Below are 20,182 nucleotides of genomic sequence, written 5' to 3' on the forward strand. Positions count from 1 at the left end.
CGCCAGAGGCCGGACCGGGCCCGTCCACCGCCGTAGACTCGCCCGATGAGCGACGACCCGCCGAACACGACCGCCCCGGAGGCGGCCGCGTGAGGCTTCCGCGGCTGGTCCACGACGCACAACCGGACCTGACCGGGCTGTGGCGGAGCCGGTGGCCCGCCGCCCCGCCGATCGGCCACCTGGTCGGCGACCCGTACGGGGAGGTGTGGGTGCGTTTCCACAGCCTCCCGGAGTCGAAGCGCTACCCGGACGACGAGGGCGAGTACGCCGTCGTCCTGGAGCGCTACAACACGGTGCTGGACGAGCTGTTCGCCGGGCAGGACGTCCACCTGGTGACGTCCGCCTGGACGACCGGCCCGGACCTGCCGCGGCGTCGACCGCGCGCCGGCCATTGGCAGACACTGCTGGTGACGGACGACCCCGATCCGAGGTTCCGCACGCACCAGCACCTCTTCGTGACCCGGCGCACCTGGCGACGCGGCTGCCTGGACCGCCTGTTGCGCGCGGTCGCCGACGACGCCGTCGCGGACGTGCTGATCACGGACACCCTGATGCGACGCGTCCACCACCCCTACGACGGCGGCGCCGACGTCCTGCTCACCGGCCCCGGGGAACGCGACCGACTTCGCGGACGGCACGCCGACTGGCTCTCGCGGCACCCGGACGGATTCTGACGGGCGCGGTCGGTCACGACGCCGTCGGTGGGGGCCGGGGCCGGACGCCGCCGAAGGCGAGGCGCGCCGGACCGTCCGTGCGTCGGCCGCCCGGAGGGGCTCCGGGCGGCCGACGATCACCTGTCGCTACCTCAGCCGGTCTGCACCGAGGTGTCGTCGATCACGAAGCTGGTCTGCAGCGAGGCGTCCTCGCTGCCGGCGAACTTCACCGTGACCGACTGGCCCGCGTAGGACGAGAGGTCGAAGGTCCGGAGCTGGTAGCCGGCCGCCGCGTCCACGTTGGAGAAGGTCTTCAGCGCGGTGCCGTTCACCGTCAGGGCCAGCTTGTCGTACACCGTGGAGCCGGACTCCGCGGTGTCGACGTGCAGGTAGAAGCTCAGCGTCGCCTTGCAGCCGGCCGGGATGGTCACCGTCTGCGCCAGGTTGTCCGAGTGGGTGGAGCCGTAGCCGTTCAGCCACGCCTTCCACGAACCGCCGTGCGCGGCCTGCGAGGCGCTGTTGTCGACGACGCCGCTGGACGACGTCCACGGCGCGGCGCTACCGGTCTCGAAGCCGGCGTTGCCGAGCAGCTGCGCCGGGGTGCAGGTGCCGCCACCGCCGCCGGAGACCGTCCACGTGAAGCTCGCGGTGCCGGTCTTGTTCGCCGCGTCCTTCGCGGTCACGGTGACGTTGGAGGTGCCGGCGGTGGTCGCGGTGCCGGTGATCCTGCCGGTCGAGGCGTTGATCGACAGGCCGGCCGGCAGGCCGGTGGCCGAGTAGGTCAGCGGCGCGGTGCCGCCGGAGGCCGAGATCTGCAGGTTCACCGAGCCGTTCAGCGCGGTGGTCTGGTTGCCCGGGTTGGTCACCGAGACGCTGCTGCTGCCGGCCGGCTTGGTGAGCAGGCAGCCGCTGACGTTGAGGTCGATGACCCGGCCGCTGCCGAGGCAGGTGGTGAACCAGTAGGTCTCCTCGCCGTAGCTCTGGCCCTTGGTGGCCTTGGTGGTGCCGTCGGCCGCCACCTCGCACGGGTTGTTGAGGGTGCACATCTGGCCGTCGTCGTTGCCGGTGTTGTTGATGCCGACGATCTTCTTCGTGGCGGCGTCGACGATCGGCGAACCGGACGTGCCGTGCGTGGTGTTGCAGCCGGCGCTGTAGCGGAGCGAGTCGTGCCAGGTCCACTCGTCCTCGCGCAGGGTGTCGACGAACCCGTTGATCGAGCAGTTCCACACCTGCTTCCAGTACGAGGAGGGTATGTACATCGCCGAGCCGTCGACCGGGTGCGTGTCACTGATCGTCAGCGCGGTCGCGCCGTACTTCGACGTGATGGACGCGAAGGTGTCGGTCAGCTGGTACAGGGCGACGTCGGTGCCGGTCATGGTCGCGTAGAGCACCTTGTCCGACTGGACGGTGCCGAGCGAGGATCCGGCGGAGTTGAGCAGCGTGCCGCTGCGGCTGGCGCTCTGGTTCTGGATGACCTGCCCGGCCGACGGCATCGTCGGCAGGCAGTGTCCGTTGGTGAGCATCAGGGCCCGGTCGGTGTCCACCGACGAGGGGTAACGCACCAGCGAGGCGGAGCAGTTGCTCAGCGCGATGGTGGACGTGAGGTCGCCGGCCTGGACCGCCTGGGCGGGGGTGGCGGCGAAGGTCAGCCCACCTGCGACGACCGCGCTTGCGCCGGCGATGGCGGCAAGTCTCTTGAACATGCTTCTCCTTGTGGGGGATTGCGGGGCGTACGACCGGTCGCGGACGCCCGCGCCGCACGAAAGTGCCATGGCCACTTCAACAAGGTCAACCATGCCGACAGAACTCGCGCCGTCGATTCCGCGCCGTCGCCACGGCATTCACCGCCGCCGCGACCCATCACCCGAGGTCGCAGCCGTACGCGGCCCCAACTGCCCTTCCGCCGAACCGGTTCGAGATGTGCACCACACGCTCGCACCGCACGCCCGCGCCGCCGGTCGAGAGCGGCCTGACGGTGCGACAGCTCTGTGTCCGACCAGAAGCTCTGCCCCACCAGCAACTCTTGACTGCCATGTACTTTGCGTTGCAAAGTTACCGGGGGCGCCGGGGAGCGCCGCCCGTATCCGCACCGGCACGGCGCGAAAGCCAGGGGGAAGATCATGGGAACACCGGAGATGAGCATCACGACCGGGCCGGGGAGCCCCGCGGAGCTGCTGGCCGACACGGAGGGCCTGCGCACCCGGGCCCGCTCCCGGCTGGGGGGCTCCGGGGTGCCGCTGCTGGGCTTCGGCCTGCTCGCACTGGCCGCCGTGCCGTTCGCCCGGCAGGCGTTCAACTTCGGCGCCCACGGGCGCGACGTCACCTCCTACGCGGCCTTCGCCTACGCCGAGTTGACCGGCCTCTGCGTGCCCCACGCGCCGGACGCGCCGTGCCTGGCCGGCGAGTTCGACGGAGCCGTCCTGCGCTTCGCGGGCTGGGGCGTGTGGTTCGCGCTGCTCCCCCTGGCCTGGCTCGCCGTGGCCCGCTGGTACCGGCGGCGCGGCGAGGAGCGGGGGATCGTGCCCCGCCGCGGCGCGTGGCTCGGCGCCGGCATCGGCGCGGCCGGTCTGGTGGCCGCCGTCCTGCTCGCCCTGCTCTTCCTCCGGGACCAGCCGGTCGCGGTCTCCTTCCTGGCGAACAGCTACGCCTCGCCCTGGTACGTGGTCGGCGTCGGGCTCCTGGCCCTCGGCGTGGTCGAGCGCAGCAAGGCCGTGGTGGGCGCGGCCCTCGCCCACATCGCACTGCTCACCGCCTACCTCGGGGCCCCCTGGGGCAGCGGCTGGATCCCGTGGGCGGAGTCGGACGGCGCCGGCTGGGCGAACGGCCCGCAGCTGAAGGCGTTCCTGCTCGCGGCGATCCTGCTGGGGGCCGGACTGGCCCAGTGGACGGGCGCCCGCCGCCGGGCCGCCGCCGGCCCGGCCGCGTCCAGTACGGTCGCCCCATGAGCACGGCAGAGGCGCCCGAGGAGCCGGGCAGCGGCGAACCGGACGAGAGCGACGGACCGCACCCCACGCAGGACCTCGACGACACCGTCCACCAGCGGGTGCGGCTCGGGGTCCTGACCGTCGCCCGCGAGGCCGACCGCGTCGAGTTCGGCTTCCTGAAGGGCCAGCTCGGCGTCACCGACGGCAATCTGTCCCGCCATCTGAAGGTCCTGGAGGAATCCGGACTGGTCGCGGTCGTCAAGGGCTACGCGGGCCGCCGCCCGCGGACCTGGATCAGCCTGACCCCCGAGGGTGCCCACGCGCTGGACCGGGAGCTGCGGGCCCTGCGCGAGCTCGTCCGGCGGGTGGACTCGTACCGGCCGCCGACGGAGCCGCCGGCGGCGTGACGGGCCGGAGCCCGACGGCGGCCGCCCACCGCACAGCACGGCGCCGCCGGTCGATGCGACCGGCGGCGCCGTGCTGCGGGCCCGACCCCGCTACGGCTGTGGGAAGGTCTCCTCGTCCACGTCGCTGGTCTTGGCGTTGCCGCCGACCGTCGGCTGGAGGGTGATGGACCACGAGGTGTAGGTGCGGCCGGTCTCGAAGGCCATGGTGTCGTCGAACTTGCTGAAGTCGCAGCTCTGGGTGAACGCCTTCAGCGTCGGGTCCCAGTCGACGCCGCCGGCGAAGAAGACGTCGTAGGTGCCGTCCTCGACGCCCTCGATGGACGCCTTCTTCCCCTTGCCGACGTAGACCGAGTGGATCGACTTGCCGTTCTGGGCGAGCGAGACCACCGCGTCGGAGCTGCCGCCGTTGTCGACGTTGAGCACGCCCTCGCCCTTGAGGCGGCCCGAGCGGACCATGGTGCCGCTGTCCAGGGAGCGGGTCTGGAGCGGCGGCGCCTGCGGGACGTTGAAGGTGGTGGGGTAGCCGGCGGCGGCCATCTGGGCGAGGGCGGCGGGCAGCGCCTTGAGGCCCTCGGACAGGCCCACCTCGGCGAAGGCCGAGGTGGTGGCGCAGACGTTCTTCGCCTTGATGTCGCTGCGGATCTTGGTGAGGTCGGTGGACAGCTGGCCGAGAGCGGTCACCAGCTGGCGCCGCGCGGTCGTGACGGTGGCCGGCTCACCCGCGAGGCCGAGGCCGCTGCTCGCCGAGTTCGCGGCGGTGGCCGCCTCCTGGAGCACGGTGGCGAAGGCGTCCAGGCCGGCGGAGGCGTTGAGCTTGGCGAGTGCGGCGTTGACCGGGTCGATGTAGCCCACCAGCACCGGGCCGTACGGCGGCTTGGTCGGCGTCGGGGTCGGTGTGGGCGTCGGGCTCGGACTCGGGCTCGCACTGGCGCTCGCGGACGGCGGGCCGGTCTTGCCCGGCCCCATCCCGAAGGCGTCCGCTCCCCCCGACCCCCCACTTGAGCACGCTGCCAGCAGCAGCGTTGCGCCGGCCGCCAGGCCGACCTTGGTGAAGGACTTCATGCCGCTCCCCCGGTGATCTCTCATGCACGCTCCGTGCATTCCCCGCCGCCATGATCCCGAGCCAACGGGACGCGGTCAACAGGGCGTACAAGAGGCGCATTGAGGCGTGGACGGGGCGCACATGGGGGCGCACGGAGCGCCGGGGACGGTCAACTACGATCAGGCACGTGCTCAGGCTTACGGGACTCCCCCTCCAGATCATCGCCTCCCTCCTCGCGATCGGCGTTTTCGCCGCCACGATGTGGCTCTGGCCGAGATTCGGCGGGCGGAGCTGGCAGGCCTGGCTCGGGCGGATCGGCGCCTTCCTCGCCACCCAGATCTCGGTGCTGGTCGCGATGGGGCTGATCGCCAACGGCTACTTCGGCTTCTACAGCTCCTGGACCGACCTCCTGGGCACCAACGGCGGGCCGGGCACGGTGGTCGACCACCAGCCGAACGCCGCCGTCGCCATCACCGGCGAGCAGAAGTTCTACGCCCAGCAGGGCTCCAACCCGGAGCGGGTCGGCCTGATCCACAAGGTCGCCGTCAAAGGAGCCGGCAGCGGGCTGAGCACCGACGGGTTCGTCTACCTGCCGCCGCAGTACTTCCAGCCGGAGTTCGCGCAGCGGAAGTTCCCGATGGCGCTGGTGCTGGCCGGTTACCCCGGCACCCCGGAGAAGCTGATCTCGCTGATGCAGTACCCGGCCTCCGCCCTGGAGGCGATCGACCAGAAGAAGCTCCCGCCGACCATCCTGGTGATGATGCGGCCGACCCTGGTCAACAACCGGGACACCGAATGCGTGGACGTCCCGAACGGCCCGCAGGTGGAGACCTTCTTCACCAGCGACCTGCCCAAGGCGCTCGGCACCACCTACCGGATCGGCACCGACCCGAGCAACCGGGCCGTGATCGGCAACTCCACCGGCGGCTACTGCGCGCTGAAGTTCGCGCTGCGCAAGCCGGACGCCTACCGGGCCGCCGTCTCCCTCTCCGGCTACTACACCGCGCCGATCGACGAGACCACCGGTGACCTCTTCGGCGGCAACAGCCAGTTGAAGCAGGAGAACGACCTGCTGTGGCGGCTGCGGAACCAGCCGGCCGCGCCCGTCTCGCTGCTGCTGGCCACCGCCCACGACGAGAACAACTACGACGCCACCCAGGACATGGTGAAGGCCTTCAAGGCGCCGACCAAGCTCTCCACCATCACCCTGGACACCGGCGGGCACAACTTCCACACCTGGACGCGGGAGATCCCGCCGGCGATGGAGTGGCTGGGCAAGCACCTGACGATGCCCCAGGCGGCCTAGCGCACACCCCGGCCCCGCCCCCGGCGGCACCCGCCGGGGGCGCCCGCGCTCGGCCGTCCGCGTGGTTTCCGCGGTCTCCGGCAGGATTAGAGGCGGCTCACACCCCGGTCTCACGGTCCTCTCAGCCGGGCGCCCGAGCGTAGCGCCCATGACCACGACCAGCTTCTCCCCGCCGGCCGGCGAACCGTGGCCCGAGGCCGCGAACTACCCGCCGCCGGAGGCGCCGCAGCCGGCCCCCGACGCACCCGGCCCCGGACCGGCGGCCGCCACCGCCACGGCCGAAGCGCTGTTCCCGCCGTGCCCGCCGCCCGCCGCCGGCCCCAAGGGCCCGGCGTCCTGGGCCGGCCGGCTGCGCACCCTGCCGGCCCGTTCCCTGCGCGGCCGCGCCGACGACCCGCGGTGGGTGCGGCCCGCGCTGCTGGCCCTGCTGGCCGCCACCGCCGTCCTCTACCTCTGGGGCCTGAGCGCCTCCGGCTGGGCCAACTCCTTCTACTCGGCGGCGGCCCAGGCCGGCAGCCAGAGCTGGAAGGCCTTCTTCTACGGCTCCTCGGACGCCGGGAACTTCATCACCGTCGACAAGCCGCCGCTGGCGCTCTGGCCGATGGCACTCTCCGCCCGCCTCTTCGGCCTCTCCTCCTGGTCGGTGCTGGCCCCGCAGGCGCTGATGGCGGTCGCCACCGTGGCCACCCTGTACGCGGCGGTGCGCCGGCGCTTCTCCGCGCTCGGCGGTCTGCTGGCCGGCACCGCGCTGGCGCTGACCCCGGTGGCGGCACTGATGTTCCGCTTCAACAACCCGGACGCGCTGCTGGTGCTGCTGCTCACGCTGGCCGCGTACGGCCTGCTGCGGGCCACCGAGGCGGCGGGCACCCGGTGGCTGGTGTTCACCGGGGTGATGTTCGGGCTGGCCTTCCTCACCAAGACGCTCCAGGCCTTCCTCGTGCTGCCCGCCTTCGCGCTGATCTACCTGGTGGTCGCGCCCACCGGCCTCTGGCGGCGGGTGCGGCAACTGCTGGCCGCCGGCCTGGCCATGGTGGTCGCCGGCGGCTGGTGGGTGGCGGTGGTCGAGCTGGTGCCGGCCTCGGCCCGGCCGTACATCGGCGGCTCGCAGGACAACAGCTTCCTCTCGCTCACCTTCGGCTACAACGGCCTCGGCCGGCTCAACGGCGACGAGACCGGCAGCGTCGGCGGCGGTGCCCGCTTCCTCGGCGGGGGCGAGGCACCGCCCGGCGGCGGCCGCGCGATGGGCGGCGGCGGCTGGGGCGAGACCGGCCTCACCCGGCTGTTCGACGGCGACATCGGCGGGCAGATCGCCTGGCTGATGCCGGCCGCGCTGATCCTGCTGCTGCTCGGCCTCTGGGCGACCCGTCGCTACGCCCGCACGGACACCGCCCGGACGGCCTTCCTGGTCTGGGGCGGCTGGCTCGTCTGCACCGCGCTGACCTTCAGCTTCATGTCCGGCATCTTCCACCAGTACTACACGGTGGCGCTGGCCCCGGCGGTCGCGGCGCTGGTCGGGATGGGCGTCGACGGGCTCTGGCGGGTCCGGCACCGGCTGCCGTACGCGGCGGTGCTGGGCGTCACCCTCGCGGTGACGGCGGTCTGGGCGTACGTGCTGCTCGGGCGCAGCGCGGAGTTCCTGCCGTGGCTGCGCTGGGCGGTCCTGGTCGGCGGGCTCGCGGCCGGGGCGGCGCTGCTGCTGGCCGGGCGGCTGGCGGCGCGGCTCGCCACGACCGTCGGGCTGGTGGGCCTGGCGGCGGCGCTGGGCGGTCCGGCGGCGTACGCGGTCGACACCGTGAACACCGCGCACACCGGCTCGATCGTGACGGCCGGTCCGGCGGTCGCGGGCGGCCGGGGCATGGGCCCGGGCGGGATGCGCGGGATGCCGCCGGGCGGCGACGGCCGGTTCTTCATCAACGGGCAGCAGGTCTCCCCCGGCCAGGGCGGCGCTCCGGGGCAGTTCCCCGGCGGCGCCCCGGGCGGGGCAGCGGGCGGCGCAGCGGGGTCGAACGGCGCGGGCGGCAACGGACAGCCCGGTACGGACGGCACCGGCGGCACCGGCGGCACCGGCGGACGCAACGGGCGCGGCGGCTTCGGCGGGGCCGGCGGCTTCGGCGGGACGGGCGGCTTCGGCGGGACGGGCGGCGGGGCCCCCGGCGGCATGGGCGGGCTGCTGAACGGCGCCGCGGTGAGCGAGGAGGCCGCCGCCGCGCTGGAGCAGGACGCCGACCACTACACCTGGGCCGCCGCGACCAGCGGCTCGCAGAACGCCGCGAGCTACCAACTCGCCTCCGGCGTACCGGTGATGGCCCTCGGCGGCTTCAACAGCACCGACCCGTCGCTCAGCCTGGACGCCTTCAAGCAGTACGTCCGGGAGGGCAAGGTGCACTGGTACATCGGCGGCGGCTCGCGCCGGGCGGTCGGCGCGGGCAGCGCCACCGGTGGCGAGGCCGGTGCAGCCGCGGTCGGCGGCGCCGTCGCGGGTACCGGCGCGGACGGCGCGGGCCAGGAGTCGCAGACCGCCCGGATCGAGGCCTGGGTGGAGAGCCACTACACCGCGAAGACGGTGGGCGGCTCCACCTTCTACGACCTGACCCAGCCGCCGAGCTCCTGAGCCGACGGAGGACGACGAAGGGGACGCACCGCCCGCCGGCGGTGCGTCCCCTTCGTGCGGCGCGGATCAGTCGGTCGGGCAGCGCGTCCCGGCGGCCGGCACGGTGCCGTCGGTCAGGAAGGCGTCGACCGAGGTGCGGACGCACGTGCTCCACCCGTAGCCGGTGTGGCCCTCGCCCTCACGGGTGAGCAGCACGGCGTTGCCGAGCTGGGCGGTGAGCTTCTCCGCCCAGGCGTAGGGCGTCGCCGGGTCCCCGGTCGAGCCGACCACGACGATGGGCGCCGCGCTCTTCGACGTGATCGGGTGCGGCTGCTCGGCGGAACGGAACGGCCAGGCCCGGCAGTCGGGGTCGAACAGCGCCGCACTCGGCTCGTGCCGGCTGATCAGCGGGGCCTTGGCCGCCAGCTCGGCGTACGCGGCCTGCAGCGCCTCACCGGTCGGGGCGCCGGTGGCGCCGTCGGCGCAGTGGATGGCGGTGTAGGCGTCGGGCGAGGCGCCGTAGTGGCCGTCCTTGTCACGGTGGTTGTAGCCGTCGGCGCGCGCGAGCAGGTAGTCGCCCTTGCCCCGGACCATCGCCCAGCCGAGGTCGTTGCGCAGGGAGTCCCAGGCCTTCTCGTCACCGTAGAGGCTGTCGACGACGCCGACCCAGGCCGCGTTGGCGGTGAGGGTGCGCCCGTCGGTGGTGGTGAGCGGCTTCTGCTTGAGCCCGTCGAGGAAGTCGGCGAGCTTGTCGGCGGCCTTGGCCTGGTCCTTGCCGAGCGGGCACTGGTCCTGCTTGGCGCAGTACGCGGCGAAGGCCCGGAGCGAGCGCTCGAACCCCGCGTACTGCTCGATGTTGTGCTCGGTCAGTGGCACGGACGGGTCGACGGCGCCGTCCAGCACCAGCCGGCCGACCCGGTCGGGGAACTCCTCGGCGTAGAGGCTGCCGAGGTAGGTGCCGTAGGACATGCCGAAGTAGTTGAGCTTCGGGTCGCCCAGGGCGGCCCGCAGGACGTCCATGTCACGGGCGGTGTTGCGGGTGCCGATGAACGGCAGCACCTTGGCGTACTTGGCCCGGCAGGCGTCGGCGAGCACCTTGCCGTGCTCGTCGCCCGGCGCGTCGGTGGTGACCCACTCGTCGCGGGCCCCGTCGTCCAGGCAGTTGACCGGGGCGGTCAGGCCGACGCCGCGCGGGTCGAAGCCGATCGTGTCGAAGCGGTCGTGGAGCGGGCCGTCGAACTGCTTGGGGTCGCGCTTGACCATGCTGACGCCGGAGCCGCCGGGCCCGCCGGGGTTGACCAGCAGTGAGCCGACCCGCCGGTCCTGCTTGGCGGCGGGGACGCGGACGACGGCCACGTCGATCGAGTCGCCGGCCGGACCGGCGTAGTCCAGCGGGACCTTGAGCGTGCCGCACTGGACCGCCGACTCGTCGACCTTCTCGGTCTTCGGGTCGTCGGCGCAGGGTGCCCAGGCGATCTGCTGGCCGTAGAACGGCTTGAGGGCCGGGTCCGCCTCGCCGGTGGGCCTGGGCGTCGGGGTCGGCGGGGTGGCCGGGGCCGGCGTGGCGGAGGTGGCGGCGGGTGACGGTGTGCCGGAGGCCGCGTCGGTGGATCCGGCCGAACTGGTGCAGCCGGCCAGGAGGGCGGCGGCGACGGCGGCGGGCAGGGCGCGCCGTGAGAACCGGGTGATCTTGGAGTACACCGCACACGAATATCACCCGGTCATCACACCGGTCATCTCCTGATCGACGGACCGGACGACGAATGCGGACAAAGGCTGGCGGAACGTTTCGTCAGCCGTCGCACTGCTGGAGCATGGCCTTCTTGTCGGCCTCGGTGACGGGCAGCTGGTACTTCAGCGAGACCTGGGCGAAGCGCACCGCGTACGAGCAGCGGACGGTGGTGTTGGCCGGCAGCCAGGTGGCCGGACCGGAGTCGCCCTTGGAGGCGTTCTGCGAGCCGTCCGCCGGGACGAGGTTGAGCGGATCGTTGGCGATCTGGACGCGCTTGGCCTTGTCCCACTTCGACGCGCCCATCTGCCAGTCGTAGGACAGCGGCATCACATGGTCGATCTGGATCTTCGAGGCCTGCTGCTTGCTCCACCGGACGGTCTTCCCGGTGTACGGGTCGTCGATGGTCATCGCGGTGACCGTGCAGCTGGACCCGTCCTTGTGCTCGACCGAGCGGCCGTCCCGGGCCAGCAGGTCGTTGCGGGTGTCGCAGTTGTTGTGGCCGCCCGGCACGCCGTCCACGTTGTCCGTCCAGGCCGGGCCGAACTCGTTGCGGTCGTAGCCGTCCTTGGGCCCGGCGGCGGCGGTCGCGACCCTGGCGATGATGTCCCGGCCGGCCTTGCGGTCCTCGGGCGAGGTCAGCGGCGCCAGGCCGGACTTGGTGCCGTCGGGGTTCTGCAGCGGGCTGGTCCCGGCGGCGGAGCCGGCGGCCGGCTTCTCGGCACCCCCGGAGCAGCCGGCCAGCGCCAGGGCGGATATCAGGAAGACGGTGGCGGCGGACAGGGCGGTGCGGCGGGCGGGCACGGAGGACTCCGGGGCTGGGGGGAGACTGACGGCGACCCAGCAGACCAGCCGCTCCACACACCGTCAAGGCGGCGCAGCGCGGAGCGTTCGAGCATGTCGAAGCTCACACCCGGCGCCCGCCCGGCGCCCGCCCGGTGTCCGCCCGCCGCCCGTCACCGCCGCAGCGCGTGGGCCGTCTCCGCCAGGACGGCGTCCAGGGGGGTCGCCGTGACGCCCAGCACCCGCTCCGTCCGGGCCGAGTCGAGCAGCAGCGGGCGGTAGCGCAGGTGGTTCGTCTCGATCATCGAGGCCAGGAGCTCGTCGCTCTCGCCCAGCCGGGCCAGTTCCTCCTCCGACACCGCGGACAGCCGCGGTCCGGGCACGCCGGCCGCCCGCGCCAACCGGCCGGCCAGCGTGCGGGCGGACGCCTCGCTGGTGCTGGGCACGTGCCAGGCCCGGCCCCAGGCGGCCTCGTCGCGGCCGGCGGCGACCAGGGTGGCGGCCACGTCGCCGAGGTAGCTCCAGCTGTGCGGCGCGTCCAGGTCGGCGGGGTAGGAGGCCGGCTCGCCGGCCACCACGGCGGGCGCGGCCGTGAACTGGAAGAGCGAACCGGCGCCCGCCCCGAGGAAGTCGCTGGCCCGGACTTCGGTGGCGCGGAGCCGGCCGGCCCGGTGCGCGGCCAGCGCATCGGCCCACAGACGCGCCCGCAGCACGCCCTTGGGGCCGGTCGGGGCCGCCGGCCGGTCCTCCTCGATGCGGCCGTCCACCGGGCCGTAGCCGTAGGCGTTGCCCAGCAGGACGTAGCCCGCGCCGGTGCGCTCGGCGGCGGTGAGCAGCGCGGCCGCGAGCGGCGGGAACTCCTCCAGCCAGCGCAGGTACGGCGGCGCGGCGCAGTTGACCAGGGTGGCCGCGCCCCCGGTGAGCGCGGTGAGCCGGTCGGCGTCGGTGGCGTCGGCGGCGATCCGCTCGATGCCGGGGTGCTCGGGGCCGGTGCCGCGCCGGGTGACCAGGCGGACGGCCTCGCCCGCGTCGGCGAGCCGGCGGGCGGTCGCGGTACCGGTGGGGCCCGCGCCGACGACGACGTGGAAGGTCATGGGATGCTCCGGAGTTGCCAGGGGTGGTGTCGCGGCGTCAGGGCGCGCCGCCGTGATCCACTCTGCGGCCGGGCGGGGTGGGGGAACAGGGACCCGGCTGCCACGCATCCGGAGGTTCTGGCCATGCCGTCACCGTCGTCGTCCCCCGTACCATCGCCGGACGGGCCGGGGGCCGGGGCGCACCGGATCGCGGTCGTCGCCGTGCCACCGGTGACCGCCTTCGACCTCGCCATCCCCGAACTCGTCTTCGGCGCCGCCGAACTGGACGGCCGGCCCGCCTACGAGGTGCGGATCTGCACCCCCGACCCCGGCCCGGTGGCGTCCACCGGCAGCCTCCAGGTGGTGGTCCCGCACGGCCTGGACGCCCTGGCCCGGGCGGACACCGTCATGGTCACGGGCTCCGGCGCCCGCACCGAGGCGGACGAGCGGGTACTGGCGGCCCTGCGCGCGGCGGCCCGCCGCGGCGCGCGCGTCGCGTCGATCTGCACCGGCGCGTTCGTCCTCGCCCAGGCCGGTCTGCTGGACGGGCGCAGCGCCACCACCTACTGGGTGCAGGCGGGCGCGCTCGGGCACCGGTTCCCCGCCGTCCGGGTCCGCCCGCGGGCGCTGTTCGTCGAGGACGGCCCGGTGCTGACCTCGGCCGGGCTGACCGCCGGCATCGACCTCTGCCTGCACATGGTCCGCACCGACCACGGCGCCGCGGTGGCCAACGCGGTGGCCCGGCTGGCGGTGGTCTCGGCCGTCCGGGACGGCGGCCAGGAGCAGGCCCTGCCGTCCCCGGTGTCGGCGGCGGACGGCCGTTCGCTGGCCGCCACCCGCGCCTGGGCGCTGGAGCGGCTGGACGAGCCGCTGACTCTCGCGGCCCTGGCCACCCACGCCGGGGTCAGCGTCCGCACCCTCAACCGGCGCTTCCTGGCCGAGGCCGGGGCCACGCCGCTCCAGTGGCTGCTCACCCAGCGGATCGAACGGGCCCGCGAGCTGCTGGAGTCCACCGACCTCCCGGTCGACCTGGTCGCCGGCCGCGCCGGCTTCGGCACGGCCGACTCGCTGCGCCGTCACCTGCTCCAGCGGGTGGGCATGACCCCGCGCACCTACCGCACGCACTTCGCCCGCCCGGCGCGGTGACCGCGGCTGCCGGCCCGGTGTCCGGGCCGGTGTCCGGGCCGGTGTCCGCGCCGGTGTCCGGGCCGGCCGCCGGGCTCACCCCCCGATCGCGGACATCGGCCGGTCCGGCTGGACGAAACCGGCCGAATTGATGGCGTGGCCGGGGCCCTTGCGGCCGATGGCGGCCCGCCAGGCGGCCTCGATCCGGTCGTCGTCGGCGCCGCCGCGCAGCAGCGCGCGCAGGTCGGACTCCTCGGTGGCGAACAGGCAGTTGCGCAACTGCCCGTCGGCGGTGAGGCGGACGCGGTCGCAGCCGCCGCAGAACGGCCGGGTGACGGAGGCGATCACGCCGACCACGGTGTCGGTGCCGGCGATCCGCCACTCCTCGGCCGGCGCGTTCCCGTGCCGGCCGACCGGGACGAGGTCCCAGCGGGTGCCGAGGACGGCCAGGATCTCGTCGGCGGTGACCATCGTCGCCCGGTCCCAGGCGCCCTGCGCGTCCAGCGGCATCGACTCGATGAACCGCATCCGGTAGCCGTGCCCGGCGGCGAACTCGACCAGGTCGAGGATCTCGTCGTCGTTGACACCGCGCACCGGCACCGCGTTGACCTTCACCGGCGCGAGCCCGGCGGCCTGCGCGGCGGCCAGGCCGGCGAGGACGTCGGCGATCCGGTCCCGGCGGGTCAGCGCGGCGTACCGCTCGGGGCGCAGGGTGTCCAGGCTGACGTTGACCCGGTGCAGCCCGGCCCGGTGCAGCGCCCCGGCGGTGCGGGCCAGGCCGATGCCGTTGGTGGTCAGCGAGACCTCGGGGCCGAGCGCGGTGATCCGCCCGACCAGCTCCGGCAGGCCCCGGCGCAGCAGCGGTTCGCCCCCGGTCAGCCGGACGGAGCCGATGCCCAGGCGCCCGACCGCGATCCGCACCAGCCGGACCACCTCGTCGTCGCTCAGCACCTCGGCCTTCGGGAGCCAGTCGAGGCCCTCGGCCGGCATGCAGTAGGTGCAGCGCAGGTTGCAGCGGTCGGTGAGCGAGACCCGCAGGTCGGTGTGGACCCTGCCGAAGCGGTCCAGCAGCGGGCGCGGTGCGGTGTTCATCGGCCCAGTACAGGGGCAGCGGGGCCGGGAAACCAGCGGCCGAACCGCTCAGGAGCTGCCCCGACCTGCGGGTTCTCCTTGTGCATTCGTACAACTGTGGCTTCCTACGGCTGCGCGCGACCGCCCCGGGCGGGCAGGCTGGGCCCATGCGCAACAGCACGGGGACCAGCGGCCGCACGGGTGGTGAACGGCCGGTCGCCGCCCTGGTGCTGGCCGCCGGGGGCGGGCGGCGGCTCGGCGGCCGGCCGAAGGCGCTGCTCCGGTACGGGGGGCGGCCGCTGGTGGAGCACGCGGTGGCGGTGGTCCGGGCCGGCGGTTGCGCGTCGGTGACGGTGGTGCTGGGCGCGGCCGGCGATCAGGTGCGCTCCACCGCCCACCTGCCGGGCTGCCGGCTGGTGACCAACCCGGACTGGGCCGGCGGGATGGGCTCCTCGCTGCGCGCCGGGCTGGCCGCGCTGGCGCCCGAGGCCTCGGCCGCGCTGGTGATGCTGGTGGACACGCCCGGCGTCACCCCGGCCGCGGTGGCCCGGCTGCTGGCCGCCCACCGGGCCGGTGCCGAGCTGGCGGCGGCGGCGTACGAGGGGCGGCGCGGGCACCCCGTCCTGATCGGCGCCCGGCACTTCGCCGAGGCGGCGGCGGGCGCGACCGGCGACTCCGGCGCACGCGCTCTGCTGGCGGCGCGCGCCGACGAGATCGCGCTGGTCGAGTGCGCCGACATCGCCGTCCCCGACGACCTCGACACCCCCGCCGACCTCGCCCGTTGGGCGGCCGGGTGATCCTCCCCCGGTCCGAACGGGTGTCCGCTCCCCCTTCGGGGTGGCACGGGATCCTCCTCCCCGACGAGGGATCGAGCGCACACCCCTGATCTGTCCCTGAGGATTGCCCCATTCCGCGCCGCGGCCCCCGCGTTTCGGGGAGCATGGGACACGTCCTTCCCCTCGATTCGAACGGACGGTGCCCGCGATGTCCGGACTGCCCGACGACTTCACCGGACGCGACCCCGCACAGCACGGGCCGGTGGCGGGCGGTGGCGCCCGGGCGATCCGCTGCCCCGCCTGCCGGCGCGAGCACCTGTACGAGCCGCCGTCGCTGCCCTGCCCGTGCGGCGCCTCGCTCAAGGTGCCGCTGCTGCGCGGCGGCGTGCCGGTGCAGGTGCGGTTCCGGTCCTGGGAGGACTCCTGGCTGAACATGCGCTGCCCGCACTGCGGTCGCTCCGACCAGTGGCCGCAGCCCGAGTTCACCTGCAACTGCGGCGCCACCGTCCGGCTGCCGGTCGACCGCACCACCCGCCTCGGCGGCAGCGCGACCACCGGCCAGCTCGGCGCCGCCGGCCCGCAGAGCTCCCGCCCGCACCCGGCCCACCCGTTGAACGCGCCCGTCCCCGCCCCGCCCGGCGGGTCCGGCGCCTCGGCCACGCCCTGGCGGCGGCGCGCGCCGTTCCGCCCGCACCCGGTGCGCACCTCGCAGGACGCGGTGTTCACCGCCGCCCGCTACCTGGAGTGGCTGGGCTTCGACGACCTGGAGCTGACGGAGGCCCAGGAGCGCGACGGCGTCACCCTGCTCGGCAGCCGGATGGTCGCCCAGGTGGACACCTGGACCGAGCCGGCCGACGTGAAGTCGGTGGAGTGCCTCTGGCTGCAGACCCTGCACGCCGAGGAGATGGCCGCCGCGATGTTCACCCTGGCCGGCTACTCGCACCAGGCCACCGTGCGCGGCGAGCAGTTGCTGGTCGCCCTGTTCAGCCTGGACCTGGCCGGGGTGCCGCAGCCCGCCAACGGCGCCGCCGAGGCCCTGATGGAGACCGGCTGGACGTCCTGACCCCGTCCTGACCCGCCCCCGACCGTCCCGACTCCCCCGCACCTCGCCCCCGGCCCCGCCCGTCGCCGGGTGGTCCGGGCTGCCCCGCCCCGGCCCGGCCCCACCGGCCCCGGCCGACCCGGGCGCCCCGGGAGCGATCGGCACAACACGGGTCCGGGCGCAACAACCTGCGCTCGTGATCTGGTGCACAAGCTCACCCCCGTGTTGAATTGCCGCCACAACGCGGGCCTTGGGGGCAGAGGCCGGCGTCCTGCTGGATGGCGCACACAAGGAGGTGGCGTTGTCGGAGCACGGATGGGGCCCGAGTGGCCGGGACGGGCGGGACGGCCGGGGGCGGGCGGCGCCCCGCGAGCCGGGGGACACCGTATGGCGGCTGCGGTCCAGGGCGTGCTGGCAGGAGGCCGCGGAGCTGTTACGCCCGGCCGCCGAACGCGACCCGGAGACCGCGCTCGGGCGGGCCGAACTCCTCATCGAGCAATGCCTGTTCACCGCCGCCAACTGGACCCAGGCGGAGCAGGCGCTGCGTCTCGCCGAGGCGTTGGTGACCAGCACCGAGCAGCGTGCGGGCGCCTCCTGCGCCCGCGGGTTCCTGGCGTACGTCTCCAGCGTCCTCGGCGCACGCGACCGGCTGGACGAAGCACAGGCGGCGCTCGGACGCACCTCCGCGCTGCTGCCGCCGGACGCCCCCGGGCGGCCGCTGCTGGACTTCCGCCGGGGGCTGGTCGCGGAGAACCTGCTGCGCGACCGGACGGCGGCCTGGATCGCCTACCGCCGGGCGCACGAGGGGGCCGGCGAGCGCGGGGACGAACTGCTGCGCTCCTACACCTGGCGGCACCTGGCCGCGCTGGCCCAGGCCGCCGGGGACCACGACCGGGCTCGGGAGGGGTTCGACGCCTCACTGCGGCTGCGCGAGCAACTCGGCTTCACGGTCGGGGTGGCGCCGGCGCTGGCGGCGCTGGCCGAGGTCTCCGAACCGGACGAGGCGGTCCGGCTGCGGGCCGAGGCGACCAGGCTGGTCCAGGCGCTCGGGGGCGTGCCGGTCTGGCTCGCGCGCCAGCTGAGCGCGGTGCGCGCGCCGGGCACTCCCCCGGACGGACGCATCGAACGCGAACCCCGGGGAACTATCAGCTAAGGTGAGCCTAACCTGGCCGGGGTGAGCAGTACTCCGGCCAGGTTCGCCTTGCCGTTCCCGGGCTCCGCCAGGCCCCGGCCGGCCGGGTCCGGCCGCCGTCGCACCCGGCCGGGCACGGGCCGGACGGTCCGGCACGGGTTCCGGTCGACCCGATAGGGCCCGCACCATGACCGCGAGCAGCACCCGGCCCGGCCCCGCGCCGCGCGCCCCCCGCACCACCCCCGCGCACGCTGTCACCCCCCGGCCGGGCACCTGCCCGCCGGTGCCCTGCACCGCCAGCTACCGCAGACTCGGCCGGCTCTTCCCCGCCCTGCGGGTGCACAGCGCGCCGCCCCGCACCGGCGACGGCTGGCTCTCCGGCGCCGACCTCCTGGCCGGCCCGGACGCGCTGCGCGAACTGATCGCCCACGACGCCCGGCAGGGGCTGGCCCGGTACGGCCGACCGCTGCGCCCCGACGTCGCGGCCGGCTTCGGCCTGCACCGCTTCACCTGGCCGGCCGCGCTGCTGTTCACGCTGCCCTGGTTCCTGGAGCGCCGGGTGCCGCTGCTCACCCCGGGGGACGTCTCGATCCGCCGCGCCACCGGCGAACTCACCGCCCGCCCGGGCGCCTTCGTCTGCCTGCCCGACGACCCGGCCGCCGGACTGCCCGACGCCCGCACGGTGGCCGACGAGGCGGCCCTGGCCGCCGAGCTGCGCGCGGCGCTGGCCGGCTTCCTGACCCCGGTGCTGACCGCCTTCCGCCCCGCGGTGCGGCGCAGCCCGCGGATGCTCTGGGCGATGGCGACCGACGCGGTGGTGGAGGGGCTCTGGTACGTCGGCGGGCTGCTCGGCGAGGAGGAGCGGGCCCGGGCCGAGCTCTCGGACCTGCTCGCACCGGCCCCGGCGGCAGCGCACCGGCCGGCCGCGCCGAGGGCCTCGGAGCCCCCGGCACTCCCGGCGCCCACGGCGTGCGCGCCCGGCGCGTCCGCGTCGTTCACCCCAGGTGCGGGCTTCGCGGCCGGCGGTGCTTCGGGCACCGACCGTGCCCGGGCCAGCTGTTGCCTCGTCTACACCGTCCAGCCCGAGGAGATGTGCGGCGGCTGCCCCCGCGTCACGCGGGGTTGACAGCGGCGGCCTCCGGGCCGGGCCCGGAAAGCCCGGAATTCCGGGAAACAACGCCCCTTAATTAATAAGACAATGCGACTTCTCCCACGTCAGAAATCCCTCTCCTCAGCGCATTGACGGCGAATCAGCCATTCTCGGGCCGAGCATCCGCCATGATGGTCCCCGCCATCACGACGCAGGAAAGCGAGGCTGGTCCAGGCGATGAAATTGTCCGACATACCGCTCGGTTGGGCCGTCACCGGCGTTGCGGTGCTGCTGGTCACCGCCCTGCTGGTGGCCCTGGCCCGAAATCGGGGATCCGCCGCCGGACCGGGCGGCTCGGATTCCTGGGAGCGTTCCGAGGAGCGCCGCCGCCGCAAGGAATCCCTGTACGGCGGGGCCTCGTACACGCTGCTGTTCTGCTGCGCCGCCGTCGCGGCCGCGCTCTCCTTCCACGGCCTGGTCGGTTTCGGGGTGCAGAACCTCAACCTCTCCGGCGGCTGGGAGTACCTCGTCCCGTTCGGCCTGGACGGGGCGGCGATGTTCTGCTCCGTGCTCGCCGTCCGCGAGGCCAGCCACGGTGACGCCGCACTCGGCTCGCGCCTGCTGGTCTGGCTCTTCGCCGGCGCCTCCGCCTGGTTCAACTGGGTGCACGCCCCGCGCGGTTTCGGCCACGCCGGCGCCCCGCAGTTCTTCGCGGGGATGTCGCTCTCGGCCGCCGTGCTGTTCGACCGGGCGCTCAAGCAGACCCGCCGGGCCGCGCTGCGCGAGCAGGGCCTCGTCCCGCGCCCGCTGCCGCAGATCCGGATCGTCCGCTGGATGCGCGCCCCGCGCGAGACCTACGCGGCCTGGTCGCTGATGCTGCTGGAGGGCGTCCGCAGCCTGGACGAGGCGGTCGACGAGGTCCGCGAGGAGAAGCGGGAGAAGGTCGTGGAGAAGGAGCGCCGCCGGCTGGCCGGGCGCCGCGAGCGGGCCGAGATCCGGGCCATCAACCGCTCCAACAGTGCCTGGCGCAGCCGCGGCGCGGCCCGGCAGCTGGAGTCCGGCCAGGAGTCCGCCATAACCGGCGGGCCCTCGGCGGACCGCCCCGCCGTCGAGCCGCCCGCGCCCGCCGCCGAGGGCCCGGTGGTGCAGCCCGGCCTCCCGGCCCGTCCGGAGCGGCGCACCATCGACCTCACGCTGGAGGAGGACACCGTGGCGCTGCCCCGGCTGGACTCGCTGGAGCGCAAGCTGAAGGACTTGGAGCAGCAGTTCGGCTGAGGCCGCGCCGGGCGCCGGGCGCCTGCCGGGCGACCGGCGGTCCTGCGGTGGGTCCGACCGACACCGGTCGGACCGGGCACCACGCTCCCGCCCCCACCCCGCCCATGGGACAGTCGACCACCAGCGCGTCCAGCGGCGGCACCCCCAGAACCCCCCCCCCCCGC

17 protein-coding genes are annotated in these 20,182 nt (G+C 74.6%); 11 read left to right on the forward strand and 6 right to left on the reverse strand.

Annotation, left to right across the window (positions count from 1 at the left end; all coding sequences use genetic code 11):
- Positions 1 to 89: 89 nt before the first annotated feature.
- The gene (locus ACWDRR_RS37410) at positions 90 to 674 is read left to right on the forward strand and encodes a DUF3885 domain-containing protein (protein WP_449776737.1); all 585 of its coding nucleotides are present in this window, start codon (positions 90 to 92) and stop codon (positions 672 to 674) included.
- Positions 675 to 805: 131 nt separating this feature from the next.
- On the opposite strand, the gene ACWDRR_RS37415 is transcribed toward ACWDRR_RS37410, so the two are convergent.
- Positions 806 to 2,356: a putative Ig domain-containing protein gene (locus ACWDRR_RS37415; protein ID WP_449776738.1), complete on the reverse strand. Its 1,551-nt coding sequence runs from the start codon at positions 2,354 to 2,356 to the stop codon at positions 806 to 808.
- Positions 2,357 to 2,788: 432 nt separating this feature from the next.
- Here ACWDRR_RS37415 and ACWDRR_RS37420 point away from each other — a divergent pair, with 432 nt between their 5' ends.
- The gene (locus ACWDRR_RS37420) at positions 2,789 to 3,598 is read left to right on the forward strand and encodes a hypothetical protein (RefSeq protein ID WP_449776739.1); all 810 of its coding nucleotides are present in this window, start codon (positions 2,789 to 2,791) and stop codon (positions 3,596 to 3,598) included.
- Entirely contained in the window at positions 3,595 to 3,984 is a 390-nt protein-coding gene (locus ACWDRR_RS37425; protein WP_449776740.1) for a winged helix-turn-helix domain-containing protein, read from the forward strand. Before ACWDRR_RS37420 ends, ACWDRR_RS37425 begins: the two co-directional genes overlap by 4 nt.
- A gap of 90 nt (positions 3,985 to 4,074) precedes the next feature.
- Here the strand turns inward: ACWDRR_RS37425 and ACWDRR_RS37430 are convergent, their stop codons facing one another.
- Positions 4,075 to 5,070 (reverse strand): hypothetical protein, encoded by a 996-nt coding sequence (locus ACWDRR_RS37430; protein WP_449776741.1) that lies wholly within the window; start codon positions 5,068 to 5,070, stop codon positions 4,075 to 4,077.
- 143 nt (positions 5,071 to 5,213) lie between these two features.
- Between ACWDRR_RS37430 and ACWDRR_RS37435 the strand changes: the two genes are divergently transcribed.
- Both ACWDRR_RS37435 and ACWDRR_RS37440 read left to right on the forward strand, forming a co-directional pair.
- Positions 5,214 to 6,332, forward strand: a complete 1,119-nt coding sequence (locus ACWDRR_RS37435) for an alpha/beta hydrolase (RefSeq protein WP_449776742.1) — start codon at positions 5,214 to 5,216, stop codon at positions 6,330 to 6,332.
- A 148-nt stretch (positions 6,333 to 6,480) separates the two neighbouring features.
- Positions 6,481 to 8,943, forward strand: a complete 2,463-nt coding sequence (locus tag ACWDRR_RS37440) for an ArnT family glycosyltransferase (RefSeq protein WP_449776743.1) — start codon at positions 6,481 to 6,483, stop codon at positions 8,941 to 8,943.
- A 66-nt stretch (positions 8,944 to 9,009) separates the two neighbouring features.
- Here ACWDRR_RS37440 and ACWDRR_RS37445 read toward each other — a convergent pair whose 3' ends face one another.
- From ACWDRR_RS37445 to ACWDRR_RS37455, 3 genes are all read right to left on the reverse strand, one after another.
- Entirely contained in the window at positions 9,010 to 10,623 is a 1,614-nt protein-coding gene (locus ACWDRR_RS37445) for an alpha/beta hydrolase (protein ID WP_449776744.1), read from the reverse strand.
- A gap of 91 nt (positions 10,624 to 10,714) precedes the next feature.
- On the reverse strand, positions 10,715 to 11,455 hold the full coding sequence (locus tag ACWDRR_RS37450) for an HNH endonuclease family protein (protein ID WP_449776745.1): 741 nt from the start codon (positions 11,453 to 11,455) through the stop codon (positions 10,715 to 10,717).
- Between the two features lie 152 nt (positions 11,456 to 11,607).
- Complete coding sequence (locus ACWDRR_RS37455) at positions 11,608 to 12,528, reverse strand: NAD-dependent epimerase/dehydratase family protein (protein WP_449776746.1); 921 nt, start codon at positions 12,526 to 12,528, stop codon at positions 11,608 to 11,610.
- 123 nt (positions 12,529 to 12,651) lie between these two features.
- On the opposite strand from ACWDRR_RS37455, the gene ACWDRR_RS37460 reads away from it, so the two are divergent.
- Positions 12,652 to 13,653, forward strand: coding sequence for a GlxA family transcriptional regulator (locus ACWDRR_RS37460; RefSeq protein WP_449776747.1), 1,002 nt, complete (start codon positions 12,652 to 12,654; stop codon positions 13,651 to 13,653).
- Between the two features lie 75 nt (positions 13,654 to 13,728).
- On the opposite strand, the gene moaA is transcribed toward ACWDRR_RS37460, so the two are convergent.
- Positions 13,729 to 14,724, reverse strand: a complete 996-nt coding sequence (moaA, locus tag ACWDRR_RS37465; protein WP_449776748.1) for a GTP 3',8-cyclase MoaA — start codon at positions 14,722 to 14,724, stop codon at positions 13,729 to 13,731.
- 146 nt (positions 14,725 to 14,870) lie between these two features.
- On the opposite strand from moaA, the gene ACWDRR_RS37470 reads away from it, so the two are divergent.
- From ACWDRR_RS37470 to ACWDRR_RS37490, 5 genes are all read left to right on the forward strand, one after another.
- Positions 14,871 to 15,500 (forward strand): nucleotidyltransferase family protein, encoded by a 630-nt coding sequence (locus ACWDRR_RS37470; protein WP_449776749.1) that lies wholly within the window; start codon positions 14,871 to 14,873, stop codon positions 15,498 to 15,500.
- 187 nt (positions 15,501 to 15,687) lie between these two features.
- The gene (locus ACWDRR_RS37475) at positions 15,688 to 16,542 is read left to right on the forward strand and encodes a hypothetical protein (RefSeq protein WP_449776750.1); all 855 of its coding nucleotides are present in this window, start codon (positions 15,688 to 15,690) and stop codon (positions 16,540 to 16,542) included.
- Between the two features lie 280 nt (positions 16,543 to 16,822).
- Entirely contained in the window at positions 16,823 to 17,674 is an 852-nt protein-coding gene (locus tag ACWDRR_RS37480) for a hypothetical protein (protein WP_449776751.1), read from the forward strand.
- 166 nt (positions 17,675 to 17,840) lie between these two features.
- Positions 17,841 to 18,779, forward strand: a complete 939-nt coding sequence (locus ACWDRR_RS37485) for a (2Fe-2S)-binding protein (protein ID WP_449776752.1) — start codon at positions 17,841 to 17,843, stop codon at positions 18,777 to 18,779.
- 201 nt (positions 18,780 to 18,980) lie between these two features.
- A complete protein-coding gene (locus ACWDRR_RS37490) occupies positions 18,981 to 20,018 on the forward strand; it encodes a DUF2637 domain-containing protein (RefSeq protein WP_449776753.1) in 1,038 nt (345 codons plus the stop codon).
- Positions 20,019 to 20,182 lie beyond the last annotated feature (164 nt).

It is taken from the genome of Kitasatospora sp. NPDC003701 (genome assembly GCF_053587085.1).

Bases quoted from the DNA above. Each gene is read 5' to 3' on its own strand.
- ACWDRR_RS37460 (WP_449776747.1), top strand. From the start codon at position 12,652: ATGCCGTCACCGTCGTCGTCCCCCGTACCATCGCCGGACGGGCCGGGG.
- ACWDRR_RS37470 (WP_449776749.1), top strand. From the start codon at position 14,871: ATGCGCAACAGCACGGGGACCAGCGGCCGCACGGGTGGTGAACGGCCG.
- ACWDRR_RS37490 (WP_449776753.1), top strand. From the start codon at position 18,981: ATGAAATTGTCCGACATACCGCTCGGTTGGGCCGTCACCGGCGTTGCG.
- ACWDRR_RS37420 (WP_449776739.1), top strand. From the start codon at position 2,789: ATGAGCATCACGACCGGGCCGGGGAGCCCCGCGGAGCTGCTGGCCGAC.
- ACWDRR_RS37425 (WP_449776740.1), top strand. From the start codon at position 3,595: ATGAGCACGGCAGAGGCGCCCGAGGAGCCGGGCAGCGGCGAACCGGAC.
- ACWDRR_RS37415 (WP_449776738.1), bottom strand. From the start codon at position 2,356: ATGTTCAAGAGACTTGCCGCCATCGCCGGCGCAAGCGCGGTCGTCGCA.
- ACWDRR_RS37475 (WP_449776750.1), top strand. From the start codon at position 15,688: ATGTCCGGACTGCCCGACGACTTCACCGGACGCGACCCCGCACAGCAC.
- ACWDRR_RS37485 (WP_449776752.1), top strand. From the start codon at position 17,841: ATGACCGCGAGCAGCACCCGGCCCGGCCCCGCGCCGCGCGCCCCCCGC.
- ACWDRR_RS37440 (WP_449776743.1), top strand. From the start codon at position 6,481: ATGACCACGACCAGCTTCTCCCCGCCGGCCGGCGAACCGTGGCCCGAG.
- moaA (WP_449776748.1), bottom strand. From the start codon at position 14,724: ATGAACACCGCACCGCGCCCGCTGCTGGACCGCTTCGGCAGGGTCCAC.
- ACWDRR_RS37430 (WP_449776741.1), bottom strand. From the start codon at position 5,070: ATGAGAGATCACCGGGGGAGCGGCATGAAGTCCTTCACCAAGGTCGGC.
- ACWDRR_RS37455 (WP_449776746.1), bottom strand. From the start codon at position 12,528: ATGACCTTCCACGTCGTCGTCGGCGCGGGCCCCACCGGTACCGCGACC.